Source organism: Streptomyces sp. NPDC033221, assembly GCF_055577005.1.
Genome location: NZ_JBVIQN010000010.1, coordinates 231,064 through 246,011 on the forward strand (window position 1 = coordinate 231,064; position 14,948 = coordinate 246,011).

Here is a 14,948-nt window from a genome sequence, read left to right on the forward strand (position 1 = left end):
ACTAGTGAGACGCCAACCGCTACTGTCGTCCCATCAAGCGCCGCACGCCGGTATATCCGAAGTGCAGCCCCATGCCCGAGCCTTGACGCGGGCACGGGGGCCGGAGCCACGGCGGCGGGCATCGCGTACGACCGCGTTGGGAGACGTAGCGATGACTTTCGCACCAGCACGGCCCATCGAACCCCTCGAAGACCGCCGCAAGTTCCGTTTCGAGCTGCCCAGCGGCGATACCGCACCGAAGATCGCCCGGGCTGTGATCGCCGACCTGCTCGCTCTGACAGGGCACGGCGAAGTGATTGACGACGTACGCGTGATGGTGAGCGAACTCGTCACGAACGCGTACCGGCACACGACGGTATGCGTCGTGCGCCTGGACGTCTCCGTGCAGCACAGCCGCGTACACGTGACCGTGTGGGACGACGCGCCGGGCAGCCGGCTCTTGCGGCTGCCCGCTCCGGATGAGTCGGGGCGCGGACTGAGGCTGATCGAGGCACTCGCGTCACGATGGGGCGTCTACCGGCCCAACAGCGAACGGCGAACCTGCAAGGGCGTGTGGTTCGCGCTCGACCACAGGGGGCGGGCGGACGTCGTACCCAGTCTGGCTTGGGAGATGTGAGAGGGGCCGTACCGTGCGCGTGGGAATCACTGGTCACAGAGGGCTCTCCGGGACCGTCGAGAAGGCCGTACGCGTCGAAATGGAGGCGCGGCTGCGGCGGCACGAACCCGCGGGCCTGCGTGGCGTCTCCTGTCTCGCGGATGGCCCCGACGCGTGGTTCGCGGAGATCGTGATCGCTCTGGGCGGGCGCATCGAGGCCGTTATCCCAGCGGAGGGCTACCGTGCCGGGCTTCCTGGCGGCCACCACGCCACGTACGACGCCCTCCTGGGACAGGCAGTGGAGATTCACCGGACCGGCTTGCTGGATTCATGCCCGGAGGCACATATGGCGGGCAGCGAGATGCTCGTGGGCATGGTCGACCGGGCGCTCGCCGTATGGGACGGAAAACCGGCCAGGGGCCATGGCGGGACGGCCGACGTGGTGGCGTACGCCCGGCGGGTGGGCGTGCCGGTCGAGGTCATCTGGCCGGTGGGTGCCACGCGGGGTTAGCGCGCCCGGCCTCGCGTACGTTCTGCCCCGCACGTATCGCCGTGTACGACCGTCATCCCGCACTCGCCAGCGAAAGCTTCGCCGCAAATCCGAGGAACGCCGCCCCCGCCCCCGCCGACAGCCCCGCCGTCAGGCGCTTGCGGCGGCGGAAGGTGGCGGCGAGGTAGGTGCCGGTGAAGATGAGGAGGGAGAGGTAGGTGAGGCTGAAGAGTTGGGCCCAGGCGCCGAGGGTGAGGAAGGAGAGGACGGGGTGGGCGTAGTGCGGGTCGACGAACTGGACGAAGAAGGAGATGAAGAAGAGGATCGCCTTCGGGTTGAGGAGGCTGATCACCAGGGCGCGGCGGTACGGGCGTTCCTGGGCGGGCTGGGCGCCGTCCGTGGTCTTCTTGCGGAGGGACTTCGCGGTCTCCCGGTTGCGCCCCAGTGACCACGCGCCGCGCAGCATCCCGACCGCGAGCCAGGTCAGGTAGCCCGCGCCGGCGAATTTGACGATCGTGAAGAGGACCGGGCTGGCCTGGAGGAGTGAGGCCACGCCGCCCGCGGACAGCGTCATGAGCACGGTGTCGCCGCACAGTACGCCGGCCGCCGCGCGGTAGGCGACGCGCGGGCCGCGGCGGGCGGCCACGGAGACGACGTACAGCGAGTTCGGGCCCGGCAGCAGAATGATGAGCGCGAGGCCCGCCAGGTAGGTTGGAAGGTCGGTTATCCCCAGCATGGCGGCAGGATGCCACTCGTGTCCCGTGCGTCCCACAGGTTTCCGGTATACGGACTTGCACCTCACGTGGCGTGAGGACTCATCGTGGAGTGCGTACCGAGAGGGATGGAGGGCGGGATGGCGGGCTATTCGGTGGGGCAGGTCGCTGGGTTTGCCGGTGTGACGGTGCGCACATTGCACCATTACGACGAGATCGGGCTGCTGGTGCCGGGGGAGCGCAACCACGCGGGCCACCGGCGCTACGGCGACGCCGATCTCGACCGGCTCCAGCAGATCATGTTCTACCGGGAGCTCGGCTTCCCGCTCGACGAGGTGGCGGCCCTCCTGGACGATCCGGACGCCGACCCGCAGGAGCATCTGCGGCGGCAGCACGAATTGCTGAGTGCGCGGATCGGCAAGCTCCAGGCGATGGCCGCCGCCGTCGAACACGCGATGGAGGCACGCAAGATGGGCGTCAATCTGACCCCGGAGGAGAAGTTCGAGGTGTTCGGGGACTTCGACCCGGACGAGTACGTCGACGAGGTGCGCGAGCGCTGGGGGGACACCGATGCGTACAAGGAGTCGCAGCGGCGGACGGCCTCGTACACCAAGGAGGACTGGAAGCGGCTGACGGAGGAGTTCGACGCCGTGCACCGCAAGATGGCCGGGGCGATGGAGCGCGGGCTGCCCGCCGACTCGGCCGAGGCGATGGACGTGGCCGAGGAGCACCGCCGGTTCATCTCGTCCGGGTACTACGACTGCTCGTACGAGATGCACACCTGTCTCGGCGAGATGTACGTCGCGGACGAGCGTTTCACCGCCACCTATGAGGCGATCCGGCCCGGTCTGGCCGTCTACCTGCGCGACGCGATGCTGGCCAACGCGGTCCGCAACAGCTGAGTCCGTACGGGCAAGGGGTGCGCGCCCCCTCGCCCGTACGGCCGTGCGGCGGGTTCCTCGGGCGGCCTTGTCAGGCGCCCTTCGGGGCGATGACGACGGCGGTGCCGTACGCGCAGACCTCCGTGCCCACGTCCGCCGCCTCCGTCACGTCGAAGCGGAACATCAGCACGGCGTTCGCGCCGCGTGCCCGCGCCTGTTCCACCAGCCGTTCCATGGCCTGGTTACGGGTCTCCACCAGCGTCTTCGTCAGGCCCTTCAGCTCGCCGCCGATCATCGACTTTAGCCCGGCCCCGATCTGGCTGCCCAGGTGGCGGGAGCGGACCGTCAGGCCGAAGACCTCGCCGATGACCCGCTGCACCTCGTATCCGGGTACGTCGTTGGTCGTCACCACCAGCACGTCGGCCTGCGCGGCCTGGCCGCCACCGAACTCCTCGATGCCCATCGTGTGTCCTGTCCCTCCGTGCGGTGAGCCGCCCGGCGGGCGGGCTCCTGGAGGGGAGCGTCTCATGGGGGAAGAGTGGAGGCGGGGGATCCGGCGGGCCGTGCCGAGGGGTGGTGAGGGCCGTAGGGGGCGGCTGGAACCACGTCCCGTCGTCCGGCGTTGATAGCTTTGGGCCGCACACTGCGCCTGCATCCCCGTCGTACCGCACGATCCGGCGCCCTCGACCCAGGAGCCTTCACCCCGTGAATACTCTCGCGCTCGGCCCCCAGTGGCTGGACCCGGACTACCTGATCGGCACGTTCGGGCTGATCGGCGTGCTGATCATCGTCTTCGCGGAGTCCGGCCTGCTGATCGGCTTCTTCCTGCCGGGCGACTCGCTCCTGTTCACCACCGGCCTGCTGGTGACGACCGACAAGCTGGACAAGCCGCTGTGGCTGGTGTGCCTGCTGATCGTGCTGGCGGCGGTCCTCGGTGACCAGGCCGGTTATCTCTTCGGCCGCAAGGTCGGGCCGTCGCTCTTCAAGCGCCCGGACTCCAAGCTGTTCAAGCAGGAGAACGTGGAGAAGGCGCACGAGTTCTTCGAGAAGCACGGACCGAAGTCGCTGATCCTGGCCCGTTTCGTGCCGATCGTACGGACCTTCACGCCCATCATCGCGGGCGTGAGCAAGATGAACTACCGCTCGTTCATCACCTTCAACGTCATCGGCGGCACCCTGTGGGGCGCGGGTGTCACTCTGCTCGGCGCCTCCCTGGGCAACATCGAGTTCGTCCACAAGCACATCGAGCTGATCCTTGTCGCGATCGTGCTGATCTCGGTCGTCCCGATCGCCATCGAGTACCTGCGCGCCCGCGGCAAGAGCAAGAAGGCCGCGGCTCAGGAGTCGTACGGCCCGGCGGGCGCCGTCCAGCCGCCCCGCCAGCCCGGCAACGACGGCCGCCGCGGCCGGCACGCCAAACGCTGAGCACCCAGCACCCAGCACCCGGACACCCGGCATTCAGCACCCAGCGCTGAGCCCGATCGGCGGTACCGCCGGTGTGCGCGCTACGGGATTCTGTGTACGGCGGTGCCGGTGACCTGCGCACACGGGGTGCCGGTGGCCGCCGCGCGACGCCACTGATGACCGCCGGGCCGGGATTCACGGGTTTCCCCTGAGACGCAGGGGACACTCGCAGCTCATATGAACCTCAGTAAGGGCCCCGCCACGCGCGCCCCTGCCGACCATCAGGCATCGTGTCCTTGACGGTCGGCAGGAGGCGTACGAGGAGCGAAGAGACGTGGCGTCGGACGCACAGCGGGGCCAGCGCGGAACCAACGGCACGAACGGGAAGAACAGCGTGAACGGCGTCAAAGGTGCACACGGCGCCAGTAACGGTACGAACGGCGGAGCGGATCAGTCCGAGGAGCGCAAACTCCAGTCGGACGAGGCGCGCAGCGCCTTCACCCCGCCGCCCGGCATGCCGTACCCGCAGACCCCCGAGGAGGAGCACCCCACCTCCGAGTTCGCCCTGCCCGAGGGGCTGAAGGCCGAGGCGCCGGCCGAACCGGAGGGGTCCGCCTTCACCCCGCCCGCCGGCACCGGCAGTACCACCGGCCAGCAGCAGCTGCCCGACCGGACCCCGGCTGGCTGGCCCGCCTTCACCCCGCCGCACGGTATCCCCGTCATCAGCCTGACCAAGCAGACGCCCTGGCAGGACCGGATGCGCACCATGCTGCGGATGCCGGTCGGCGAGCGGCCCGTCCCCGAGCGGGCGGAGCGCGCCGAGGAGAGCGGACCCGCCGTACCGCGCGTGCTGGACCTGACGCTGCGTATCGGCGAGATCCTGCTGGCGGGCGGCGAGGGCGCGGAGGACGTGGAAGCCGCGATGTTCGGCGTCGCGCACGCCTACGGGCTGGAGCGGGTCGAGCCCACCGTCACCTTCACGCTGCTGTCGATCTCCTACCAGCCGTCGCTGGTCGACGACCCGGTGACGGCCAGCCGTACGGTACGGCGGCGCGGCGTGGACTACACCCGGCTCTCCGCGGTCTTCCGCCTCGTCGACGACATCACCTCCGAGGGCATCACCCTGGAGGAGGCGTACCGCGGCCTGGCCGAGATACGCCGTAACCGGCACCCCTACCCGAGCTGGGCACTCACCCTCGCCTCCGGGCTGCTGTCCGGCGCCGCGAGCATGCTGGTCGGGGGCGGGATGATCGTCTTCATCGCGGCGGCGATCGGCTCGATGCTCGGCGACCGGCTGGCCTGGCTGGCGTCCAGCCGCGGGCTGCCGGAGTTCTACCAGTTCGTGGTCGCGGCCATGCCGCCGGCCGCCATAGGGGTCGCCCTGAGCTTCTCGCACGTCGCCGTCCAGGCGTCCGCGGTGATCACCGGTGGGCTGTTCGCGCTGATCCCGGGACGGGCGCTGGTGGCCGCCGTACAGGACGGCCTGACGGGGTATTACATCACCGCGTCGGCACGCCTGCTGGAAGTCGGCTACCTCATCGTCGGCATCGTCATCGGCGTGCTCGCCGCGCTCTACATCGGGCTCCAGCTCAACCCGGAGTATCTCTATCCGGCGGCCGGATTCGCGCTGTTCAACGATCCGCCGGTGCAGATCGTGGCCGCGATGCTGCTGGCCCTGGCCTTCTGCGTACTGCTGCAGCAGGAACGTCACACCGTCCTGTTCGCCACGCTCAACGGCGGGGTCGCCTGGGTCGTGTACGGCGCGCTCGCCAACGTCAGCAACATGAACGCGGTGCCCGCCACGGCCATCGCGGCCGGCATCGTCGGCCTCTTCGGCCAGCTCCTGAGCCGCTACCGGTACGCTTCCGCGCTGCCGTACGTGACGGCCGCGATCGGGCCGCTGCTGCCCGGTAGCGCCACCTACTTCGGCCTGCTCAACTTCGCCCAGGGCGACATCGGCCCCGGCGTCTCGTCCCTCATCAAGGCCGCCTCCCTGGCCCTGGCCATCGCCGTCGGCGTGAACCTCGGAGGCGAGATCGCCCGCCTCTTCATGAGGGCCCCTGGCGCGACTCAGGAAGAGCCGGGCGAACGGCGCGCGGCGAAGCGGACGCGAGGCTTCTGACGGAAGGCCGCGCACCGGCGGCCCTGCCGAGCCGTGTCACGACGACGGGCGGCACCCCAAGCAGGGGTGCCGCCCGTTCGCGTACGGTCAAAAATCCCGTCAGTGGTGGGCGCCGCCCTGCGCCTCCAGGCGCTTGAAGGACGCCTCGATCTCGGCCTCGGCCTCGGCGCGGCCGACCCAGTCCGCGCCTTCGACGGACTTGCCGGGCTCCAGGTCCTTGTACACCTCGAAGAAGTGCTGGATCTCCAGGCGGTCGAACTCCGACACGTGGTGGATGTCGCGCAGGTGCTCCACGCGCGGGTCGGACGCCGGGACGCACAGCAGCTTGTCGTCGCCGCCGGCCTCGTCGGTCATCCGGAACATGCCGATGGCGCGGCACTTGATCAGGCATCCGGGGAACGTCGGCTCGTCCAGGATGACCAGCGCGTCCAGCGGGTCGCCGTCCTCGCCGAGGGTGTTCTCGACGAAGCCGTAGTCGGCCGGGTAGCTGGTCGAGGTGAAGAGTCGACGGTCCAGGCGGATCCGTCCGGTCTCGTGGTCCACCTCGTACTTGTTCCGCGAACCCTTCGGGATCTCGATGGTGACGTCGAACTCCACGGGTGGCTCCTCCATGATCAACACATACGTCTGGTGATTAAGTGTCCCCCACGCAGGTGTGTGGTGGCGAAAGGGGCTGGTCCTAGGTGCCGGAGACCAGGTCGTGGCAGGTCAGGTGGCAGGCCGCGCAGCGGTTGGCGCAACGTTCCGCCAGGACGGCGGCGGGTTCGGCGCGGTCGGCGGGTTCCGCCGCCGTGTCCATGACCCGTTCGGCGGGCGGCTCGGCGCGTACGGCCTACCGGTCCGCCACGGATTCCGCCCGTACCGCCTGGTGGTCCGCCTCCAAGCAGCAGCGGCAGACCGTACGGCTGACGGCCAGCTCCACCGTTCTGGGCCTGCTGGTGGCGGCCGGAACGGCGGTGGCGGCCGGTCCGTGGGACTCCGGTCAGCGTACGGCCGAGCGTGCCCGCGCCGCGGCGCCCGGCGGTACGCGTGGCGAGCATCACGTTCCGGGCGGCGGCGCTCGCAAGCCCAGCGCGCCGCCCGTCCTGGCCGCCCTCGGCAACCCCGCGCACGGCGCCGCGCCCGCGCCCAGTGGCGAGGGCATCAAGAACGCCCTCGCGCCGCTCATGAAGGACCCGGCGCTCGGCTCGCTGCGTACCGCCTCCGTCGTGGACGCCGCGACCGGCCGTGAACTCTTCGGCGTCGAACCGGCCCGTAACGCCACCCCCGCCTCCACGGTCAAGCTCGCCACCGCCACCGCCGCGCTGTCCGCGCTCGGCCCCGAGCACCGCATCGACACCACCGTCGTCGAGAACGCCGGCGGGATCGTCCTGGTCGGCGGCGGCGACCCCACCCTCACCGCCCGCGCCCCGGAGCAGGACGCCCAGGACCAGCCCGCCAGCCTGCGCGCGCTGGCCGACGACACGGCCCGCGCGCTCAAGAAGCACGGTGCGGACACGGTCCGGCTCGGTTACGACACCTCGGCGTATACGGGCCCGCTCCTCCACCCCATAAGTCCCAACGAGAACATCGCCCCCGTCAGCCCCCTCATGGCCGACGAGGGACGCCTCGACGACACCCGCTCCGGACCGGCACCCCGCGACGGCGACCCGGCCGCCTCCGCGGCCCGTACCTTCGCCACGCTGCTCACCGAACGAGGCGTCACGGTCGAAGGCACTCCGGCCAAGACCACGGCCCCCGCCAAGGCCCGCCGCCTCGCCACCACCCGCTCCCTGCCGCTCTCCGGCCTCGTCGAGCGGATGCTGACCCACAGCGACAACGACATCGCCGAGGCGCTGGCCCGCCAGACGGCCCTGGCCACCGGGGAACCGGCCGGCTTCGAAGGCGCGGGCAGGGCCGTGCACAAGACGCTGGCGAAGCTGAAACTGCCGCTGACCGACGCCGTCTTCGAGGACGGCAGCGGCCTGGACCGCGACGACAAGGTCTCGGCGGCCCTGCTCTCCCGCCTGCTCGTCCTGGCGACCTCCGCCGACCACCCCGAACTCCGCTCCATCGCCACCGGCCTGCCGGTCGCCGGCTTCACCGGCACCCTCAGCAGCCGCTACGCGGACGAAAAGGCCGGCGCGGGCACCGTACGGGCCAAGACCGGCACCCTCACCGGCGTGAACACCCTGGCCGGCACGGTCGTCGACACCGACGGCCGCCTCCTGGCCTTCGCCTTCATGACCAACAACACCACCGACCCCCAGGCCGCCCAACAAGCCCTGGACCACCTGGCATCCACCGTGGCCAACTGCGGCTGCCGTTAAGCCTCCAACCCACCAGCACCACACCACCCACACCAGCTTCCACCAACCCTCCTTCCCCACCCTTCCCACGGAAGGGGACGGGCCGGAGCGGCCTGCCGCGCAGGCCCGTCCCCGAACCAGACCGCCCCGCGCAGCGGCCACCGCCCGCCGCAGGCACAACGGACCCGCAGCCATATGCGAACCGTCACCGCGGTCCGGGAAACCGCGCCCGAAGGGCGCCGCGCTACCCCAAGCGGATGCGCCCACGTACCGTGAACCCATGACGAGCATCGGTGGTGTGGAGATGGTCGACTGGAACCTCGCGGTAGCGACCGCGACCCGGTTCGTACGGCCGGGGCCAGAGGTGAGCCGGGACGAGGCGCGGGCGATCGTCGCCGAGTTGCGGCGGCACGCGAAGTCCTCCGAGGAGCATGTGCGGGCGTTCACCCGCATGGTGCAACCGGAGACGGAGGGGGAGCAGGCACAGCAGGGGCACGACACCCCGGTGCTGGTGGTGGACCGGCCGGGCTGGATCAAGGCGAACGTGGCCGGTTTCCGGGCGCTGCTCAAACCGCTGCTCCAGAAGATGGAGGAGCGGCGTTCCTCCGTGCCGGGCGGCGCGGTGCTGGGGGCCGTCGGCGGCAAGGTGACCGGCGTGGAGCTGGGGATGCTGCTGTCGTTCCTGGCGTCGCGGGTCCTCGGCCAGTACGAGACCTTCGCGCCGGCCTCCCGTGACCTGCCGGCCGCGGCGCAGGGCGGCCGGCTGCTGCTCGTCGCGCCGAACATCGTGCACGTGGAGCGGGAGCTGGAGGTGGATCCGCACGACTTCCGTATGTGGGTCTGCCTGCACGAGGAGACGCACCGTACGCAGTTCACGGCCGTGCCCTGGCTGCGCGACCACATCGAGGGCGAGATCCAGTCCTTCCTCGGCGAGACCGAGATCGACCCGGGCACGTTGCTGGAGCGGCTGCGGGAGGCCGCCCAGTCGCTGACCGGCGGCCGGCCGGAGGGCGAGGAGGGCGACGACGGGGGCCGCAGCTTCGTCGACCTGGTGCAGACCCCGGCGCAGCGGGAGATCCTGGCCCGGCTGACCGCGGTGATGTCGCTCCTGGAGGGCCACGCCGACTATGTGATGGACGGTGTCGGGCCGGACGTGGTGCCGTCCGTGGCGGAGATCCGGGAGAAGTTCCAGAAGCGGCGGGCCAGCGGCGCGGGCCGCCTGGACCAGGCACTGCGCAAGCTGCTGGGGCTGGACGCGAAGCTGCGGCAGTACCGGGACGGCGAGCGGTTCGTGCGGGCGGTGGTGGACGAGGTCGGCATGGACGGCTTCAACCGGGTGTGGACGTCGCCGAACACGCTGCCGACGAAACAGGAGATCGCCAAACCGGCGGACTGGGTCGCGCGGGTGCACCGCTAGGGGGCGGAGCCCGGTGGGGCGGAGTTGTGAGCCGGGCGCACCGCGAGGCAGGTGAACGCTCCCCTCAATCACTCTTCTGAGGGACCGTGACCGCAGGATGGGCGTGCAATGCTCGGGGAACAGCTCGTCTCTGTCACCATCTAGGCACTCTGTGTGACGAAAAGCCGTAGACGGCCCGAGGCCCCCCAGCTGACGATTGGAAACGGACATGGGTCCCCATCCAGCGGTCGCCGCGATACGCGTGGCGGTCCGCCGCGTACTTCACGACGTACTGAACCACCACTCCTCGCACTCCCCGGCCGCTGCGTCCCCCGCGCACCAGCCGGTCCCCGCGGGCCCCGCACGATCCGCCGGGGCGCCGCCGGTGTCCGCCGCGGCGGACGGGCCCCCGCTGGTGCTCGTCGCGTGCTCCGGCGGCGCCGACTCCATGGCACTCGCCTCCGCACTGGCCTTCGAGGCGCCCCGGCTGGGCGTACGGGCCGGCGGCATCACCGTCGACCACGGCCTGCAGGACGGCTCCGACGTCCGCGCCGCCGAGGTCGTCCTGCGGATGCGCTCCCTCGGTCTGGACCCGGTCGACGCGGTGGCCGTCGAGGTGGGCCGGGCCGGCGGGCCCGAGGCCGCCGCCCGGGACGCCCGCTACGCCGCCCTGGACGCCGCCGCCGAACGGCACGGCGCCGCCGCCGTCCTCCTCGGCCACACCCGTGACGACCAGGCAGAGACGGTCCTGCTGGGGCTCGCCCGTGGTTCCGGCACCCGTTCGCTGTCCGGCATGGCGGCGAAGACCGGCCGCGGCGGCCGCTACCGCCGCCCGTTCCTGGAGGTCGACCGGCAGACCGCCCGCAAGGCGTGTCTGATCCAGTCGCTGCCCGTGTGGGAGGACCCGCACAACACCGACCCGCTCTACACCCGCTCCCGGTTGCGCCACGAGGGCCTGCCCGCGCTGGAGAAGGCGCTCGGCAAGGGCGTCGTGGAGGCCCTGGCCCGTACGGCGCAGCTCTCCCGTGACGACGCCGACGCCCTGGACTCCTGGGCCGCCGAGGCCGAGCGCACGGTCCTGGACGAGCGCGGCACCCTCGACGTCACCCGGCTGTACGCGCTGCCCGCGGCCGTCCGCCGCCGGGTGCTGCGCCGGGCCGCCATCGCGGCGGGCGCTCCGGCCGGTTCGCTCTTCGCCCGGCACATCGAGGAAGTGGACCGGCTGATCACCGGCTGGCGGGGTCAGGGGACCGTCAACCTCCCCGGGCGGGTGGGTGTGCGACGGCAGGGTGGCAGACTGGTGATCCGGCAGGGCTGAGCCGCAGGACACCGAAGGGCACCGCCCCGCTTCACGAGTCTCACGACACCGAACCGAGCGAGAGTGGCACGGGTGGACGACAAGGACATGGGTTCCGACCTTCAGTCGGTGCTCATCAGCAAGGAAGAGATCGACGCGAAGCTGGCAGAGCTGGCCGCGAAGATCGACGCGGAGTACGCGGGCAAGGACCTGCTCCTCGTCGGCGTACTCAAGGGCGCCGTGATGGTCATGGCGGACCTGGCCCGCGCACTGTCCACCCCCGTCACGATGGACTGGATGGCCGTGTCGTCGTACGGCGCGGGCACCCAGTCCTCCGGAGTGGTGCGCATCCTCAAGGACCTCGACACCGACATCAAGGGCAAGCACGTCCTGATCGTCGAGGACATCATCGACTCCGGCCTGACGCTGTCCTGGCTGCTGTCGAACCTCGGCTCGCGTGAGCCCGCCAGCCTGGAGGTCTGCACGCTGCTGCGCAAGCCCGACGCGGCGAAGGTCGCCATCGACGTGAAGTGGATCGGCTTCGACATCCCCAACGAGTTCGTCGTGGGCTATGGCCTGGACTTCGCGGAGAAGTACCGCAACCTGCCGTTCGTGGGCACGCTCGCGCCGCACGTCTACGGCGGCTGAGCGGCGCCGGCCCGTCCGGCCGCACCCGGTGCGGCCGGGGCCCGGGACCGACCGGAGTCCGGCGGCGGGAACCCCGTGGGGTCCCCCGCCGTTGGAGCAGGGAGAACGGCATCCGAAGCTGCATTGTTAACCGTGGGCGGCGTCGTCGGGTGACAATGCTGGGGTACCGTCCGAAGGTCAGTCTTTTTTCGGGCCAGTAATACACCGTACGCACGACCAGCCCTCCACAGGGCTGTTGTGCCTCACTGTGGCAGGAGGGACGGGGCCTAGACGGCTCCGTATGGATGGACGTGAAGCGATACTTCCGTGGGCCGGTCATGTGGATCGTGCTGGCCGTCCTCGCCGTGGTCGTGTTGATGCAGGTCGTCGGCTCGTCCGGCGGCTACAAGACGGTGGACACCGGTCAGGTCGTCAAGGCGATCACTGACAACAAGGTGAAATCCGCCGAGCTGACGACCGGCGACGAGAACAAGATCAAGGTCGAGCTGTCCGGCGACAACAAGGTCGACGGCTCCAACAAGCTGCAGGCGAGCTACATCGGCGACCAGGGCGTCGACCTGGCCAAGAACCTGCAGGCCAAGTACCAGACCGGCGAGATCAAGGACGGTTACACCGTCTCCCCGTCGAAGCAGAACCCGTTCGTCGGCGTACTGCTCTCGCTGCTGCCGTTCGTGCTGATCGTCGTGGTCTTCCTGTTCCTGATGAATCAGATGCAGGGCGGCGGCTCCCGGGTCATGAACTTCGGGAAGTCCAAGGCCAAGCTGATCACCAAGGACACGCCGAAGACGACGTTCTCGGACGTCGCGGGGTCGGACGAGGCCGTCGAGGAGCTCCACGAGATCAAGGAGTTCCTCCAGGAGCCGGCCAAGTTCCAGGCCGTCGGCGCCAAGATTCCCAAGGGTGTGCTGCTGTACGGCCCGCCCGGTACGGGCAAGACGCTGCTCGCGCGCGCCGTGGCCGGCGAGGCGGGCGTCCCGTTCTACTCGATCTCCGGTTCCGACTTCGTCGAAATGTTCGTCGGTGTCGGTGCCTCCCGGGTCCGTGACCTGTTCGAGCAGGCCAAGGCGAACGCCCCGGCGATCGTCTTCGTCGACGAGATCGACGCCGTCGGCCGGCACCGCGGCGCGGGCCTCGGCGGCGGTCACGACGAGCGTGAGCAGACGCTGAACCAGCTCCTCGTCGAGATGGACGGCTTCGACGTCAAGGGCGGCGTCATCCTGATCGCCGCCACGAACCGCCCGGACATCCTGGACCCGGCGCTGCTGCGCCCCGGCCGCTTCGACCGGCAGATCGCCGTCGACCGTCCGGACATGCAGGGCCGCCTGGAGATCCTCAAGGTCCACCAGAAGGGCAAGCCGGTCGCGCCGGACGTCGACCTGTCGGCCGTCGCCAAGCGCACCCCCGGCTTCACCGGTGCCGACCTGTCGAACGTGCTGAACGAGGCCGCCCTGCTGACGGCCCGCAGTGACGCCAAGCTGATCGACAACAAGTTCCTGGACGAGGCGATCGACCGCGTGGTGGCCGGGCCGCAGAAGCGGACCCGCATCATGTCCGAGAAGGAGAAGAAGATCACCGCGTACCACGAGGGCGGACACGCCCTGGTCGCGGCGGCTTCCCCGAACTCCGATCCGGTCCACAAGATCACGATCTTGTCCCGCGGGCGGGCCCTGGGTTACACCATGGTGCTGCCGGAGGAGGACAAGTACTCGACCACGCGCAACGAGATGCTCGACCAGCTGGCGTACATGCTCGGTGGCCGGGCGGCGGAGGAACTGGTCTTCCACGACCCGACCACCGGCGCCGCGAACGACATCGAGAAGGCGACCGCGACGGCCCGTGCCATGGTCACGCAGTACGGCATGACCGAGCGGCTCGGCGCGATCAAGTTCGGCTCCGACAATGCCGAGCCGTTCCTCGGCCGTGAGATGGGTCACCAGCGCGACTACTCCGAAGAGGTCGCCGCGCTGGTCGACGAAGAGGTCAAGAAGCTCATCGAGACCGCGCACAACGAGGCGTGGGAGATCCTGGTCGAAAACCGCGACGTCCTCGACAACCTGGTTCTGCAGCTCCTGGAGAAGGAGACGCTGAACAAGGAAGAGGTCGCCGAGGTCTTCAAGCACATCGTCAAGCGCCCGGCCCGCCCCGCGTGGACCGGCTCCTCGCGGCGTACGCCGTCGACGCGCCCGCCGGTGCTGTCCCCGAAGGAGCTCGCGCCGGCCAACGGCGCGGCCCCCTCGACGCCGGCCGTCTCGACGGAGAAGGCCGAGGCCCCCGAGGACCAGAACCCCGAGGGCTGACCGCTCGGCAGCGGTGAAACGCGAGAACCGGGCCCGTACGGAAGCTTCCGTACGGGCCCGGTTTTTCCGTGGCGGGGTGGCCCGGTTTGCCGGATTCGTTACGGGATCCACACCGGCCCCGGAATGAATGCGGCGCCTCACGGGTTCTAGCCTGGACGTGTGGTACTCCGCGTGTGGAGCGGGCGCAACAGGAACGAGGCACGAGATGACCGATCCGGTGACGCTGGACGGCGACGGCAAGATCGGCGAGTTCGACGAGAAGCGCGCCGAGAACGCCGTACGCGAACTGCTGATCGCTGTCGGTGAGGACCCGGACCGGGAGGGCCTCCTGGAGACGCCGGCCCGGGTGGCGCGGGCCTACAAGGAGATCCTGGCCGGGCTGCGGCAGGAGCCCGAGGACGTCCTGACGACCACCTTCGACCTCGGCCACGACGAGATGGTGCTGGTCAAGGACATCGAGATCGTCTCGCTGTGCGAGCACCACCTGCTGCCCTTCCACGGCGTCGCGCACGTCGGCTACATCCCGGCGGACAGCGGCAAGATCACCGGGCTGTCCAAGCTGGCCCGCCTGGTCGAGGTCTTCGCCCGCCGCCCGCAGGTGCAGGAACGCCTCACCACGCAGATCGCGGACTCCCTGATGCGCATCCTGGAGGCCCGCGGCGCCATCGTGGTGATCGAGGCCGAGCACATGTGCATGTCGGTGCGCGGCATACGCAAGCCGGGCGCCAAGACGACCACCTCGGCCGTACGCGGCCAGCTGCGGGACTCCACGACCCGCTCCGAGGCGATGAGCCTGATACTGGCGCGCTGACGTCCT

General features: G+C 70.2%; 14 protein-coding genes. 11 read left to right on the forward strand and 3 right to left on the reverse strand.

Annotation, left to right across the window (positions count from 1 at the left end; genetic code table 11):
• Positions 1-151: 151 nt before the first annotated feature.
• Both ACZ53K_RS16370 and ACZ53K_RS16375 read left to right on the forward strand, forming a co-directional pair.
• A complete protein-coding gene (locus ACZ53K_RS16370) occupies positions 152-616 on the forward strand; it encodes an ATP-binding protein (RefSeq protein ID WP_468836440.1) in 465 nt (154 codons plus the stop codon).
• A gap of 13 nt (positions 617-629) precedes the next feature.
• Positions 630-1,106 (forward strand): hypothetical protein, encoded by a 477-nt coding sequence (locus tag ACZ53K_RS16375; RefSeq protein ID WP_468836443.1) that lies wholly within the window; start codon positions 630-632, stop codon positions 1,104-1,106.
• 52 nt (positions 1,107-1,158) lie between these two features.
• Here the strand turns inward: ACZ53K_RS16375 and leuE are convergent, their stop codons facing one another.
• Entirely contained in the window at positions 1,159-1,821 is a 663-nt protein-coding gene (gene leuE / locus ACZ53K_RS16380; protein WP_468836446.1) for a leucine efflux protein LeuE, read from the reverse strand.
• A 117-nt stretch (positions 1,822-1,938) separates the two neighbouring features.
• On the opposite strand from leuE, the gene ACZ53K_RS16385 reads away from it, so the two are divergent.
• Positions 1,939-2,700: a MerR family transcriptional regulator gene (locus tag ACZ53K_RS16385; RefSeq protein WP_468836448.1), complete on the forward strand. Its 762-nt coding sequence runs from the start codon at positions 1,939-1,941 to the stop codon at positions 2,698-2,700.
• Positions 2,701-2,770: 70 nt separating this feature from the next.
• Here the strand turns inward: ACZ53K_RS16385 and ACZ53K_RS16390 are convergent, their stop codons facing one another.
• Positions 2,771-3,142 carry a YbjQ family protein gene (locus ACZ53K_RS16390; protein ID WP_468836451.1) on the reverse strand — a complete coding sequence of 124 codons (372 nt, stop codon included), beginning with the start codon at positions 3,140-3,142 and terminating at the stop codon, positions 2,771-2,773.
• A gap of 242 nt (positions 3,143-3,384) precedes the next feature.
• Between ACZ53K_RS16390 and ACZ53K_RS16395 the strand changes: the two genes are divergently transcribed.
• Positions 3,385-4,104 (forward strand): DedA family protein, encoded by a 720-nt coding sequence (locus ACZ53K_RS16395; RefSeq protein ID WP_468836453.1) that lies wholly within the window; start codon positions 3,385-3,387, stop codon positions 4,102-4,104.
• A gap of 313 nt (positions 4,105-4,417) precedes the next feature.
• A complete protein-coding gene (locus ACZ53K_RS16400) occupies positions 4,418-6,205 on the forward strand; it encodes a threonine/serine exporter family protein (RefSeq protein WP_468836456.1) in 1,788 nt (595 codons plus the stop codon).
• A gap of 99 nt (positions 6,206-6,304) precedes the next feature.
• Here the strand turns inward: ACZ53K_RS16400 and ACZ53K_RS16405 are convergent, their stop codons facing one another.
• On the reverse strand, positions 6,305-6,802 hold the full coding sequence (locus ACZ53K_RS16405) for an inorganic diphosphatase (protein ID WP_004571927.1): 498 nt from the start codon (positions 6,800-6,802) through the stop codon (positions 6,305-6,307).
• A gap of 200 nt (positions 6,803-7,002) precedes the next feature.
• Between ACZ53K_RS16405 and dacB the strand changes: the two genes are divergently transcribed.
• From dacB to folE, 6 genes are all read left to right on the forward strand, one after another.
• Positions 7,003-8,514 (forward strand): D-alanyl-D-alanine carboxypeptidase/D-alanyl-D-alanine endopeptidase, encoded by a 1,512-nt coding sequence (gene dacB, locus ACZ53K_RS16410; protein WP_468836538.1) that lies wholly within the window; start codon positions 7,003-7,005, stop codon positions 8,512-8,514.
• Positions 8,515-8,773: 259 nt separating this feature from the next.
• Complete coding sequence (locus tag ACZ53K_RS16415) at positions 8,774-9,910, forward strand: zinc-dependent metalloprotease (RefSeq protein WP_468836458.1); 1,137 nt, start codon at positions 8,774-8,776, stop codon at positions 9,908-9,910.
• A gap of 208 nt (positions 9,911-10,118) precedes the next feature.
• Positions 10,119-11,207, forward strand: a complete 1,089-nt coding sequence (tilS, locus tag ACZ53K_RS16420; RefSeq protein WP_468836460.1) for a tRNA lysidine(34) synthetase TilS — start codon at positions 10,119-10,121, stop codon at positions 11,205-11,207.
• Between the two features lie 87 nt (positions 11,208-11,294).
• Positions 11,295-11,834 carry a hypoxanthine phosphoribosyltransferase gene (hpt, locus tag ACZ53K_RS16425; protein ID WP_468836540.1) on the forward strand — a complete coding sequence of 180 codons (540 nt, stop codon included), beginning with the start codon at positions 11,295-11,297 and terminating at the stop codon, positions 11,832-11,834.
• A gap of 284 nt (positions 11,835-12,118) precedes the next feature.
• Positions 12,119-14,131 (forward strand): ATP-dependent zinc metalloprotease FtsH, encoded by a 2,013-nt coding sequence (gene ftsH / locus ACZ53K_RS16430; RefSeq protein ID WP_468836461.1) that lies wholly within the window; start codon positions 12,119-12,121, stop codon positions 14,129-14,131.
• 205 nt (positions 14,132-14,336) lie between these two features.
• Positions 14,337-14,942 (forward strand): GTP cyclohydrolase I FolE, encoded by a 606-nt coding sequence (folE, locus tag ACZ53K_RS16435; RefSeq protein ID WP_031005586.1) that lies wholly within the window; start codon positions 14,337-14,339, stop codon positions 14,940-14,942.
• Positions 14,943-14,948 lie beyond the last annotated feature (6 nt).

What these genes read in the sequence shown, in the direction of transcription:
- tilS (WP_468836460.1), top strand. Translation starts at nt 10,119, where the DNA reads ATGGGTCCCCATCCAGCGGTCGCCGCGATACGCGTGGCGGTCCGCCGC.
- leuE (WP_468836446.1), bottom strand. Translation starts at nt 1,821, where the DNA reads ATGCTGGGGATAACCGACCTTCCAACCTACCTGGCGGGCCTCGCGCTC.
- ftsH (WP_468836461.1), top strand. Translation starts at nt 12,119, where the DNA reads ATGGACGTGAAGCGATACTTCCGTGGGCCGGTCATGTGGATCGTGCTG.
- ACZ53K_RS16415 (WP_468836458.1), top strand. Translation starts at nt 8,774, where the DNA reads ATGACGAGCATCGGTGGTGTGGAGATGGTCGACTGGAACCTCGCGGTA.
- ACZ53K_RS16390 (WP_468836451.1), bottom strand. Translation starts at nt 3,142, where the DNA reads ATGGGCATCGAGGAGTTCGGTGGCGGCCAGGCCGCGCAGGCCGACGTG.
- folE (WP_031005586.1), top strand. Translation starts at nt 14,337, where the DNA reads ATGACCGATCCGGTGACGCTGGACGGCGACGGCAAGATCGGCGAGTTC.
- ACZ53K_RS16385 (WP_468836448.1), top strand. Translation starts at nt 1,939, where the DNA reads ATGGCGGGCTATTCGGTGGGGCAGGTCGCTGGGTTTGCCGGTGTGACG.
- ACZ53K_RS16370 (WP_468836440.1), top strand. Translation starts at nt 152, where the DNA reads ATGACTTTCGCACCAGCACGGCCCATCGAACCCCTCGAAGACCGCCGC.
- hpt (WP_468836540.1), top strand. Translation starts at nt 11,295, where the DNA reads ATGGGTTCCGACCTTCAGTCGGTGCTCATCAGCAAGGAAGAGATCGAC.
- dacB (WP_468836538.1), top strand. Translation starts at nt 7,003, where the DNA reads ATGACCCGTTCGGCGGGCGGCTCGGCGCGTACGGCCTACCGGTCCGCC.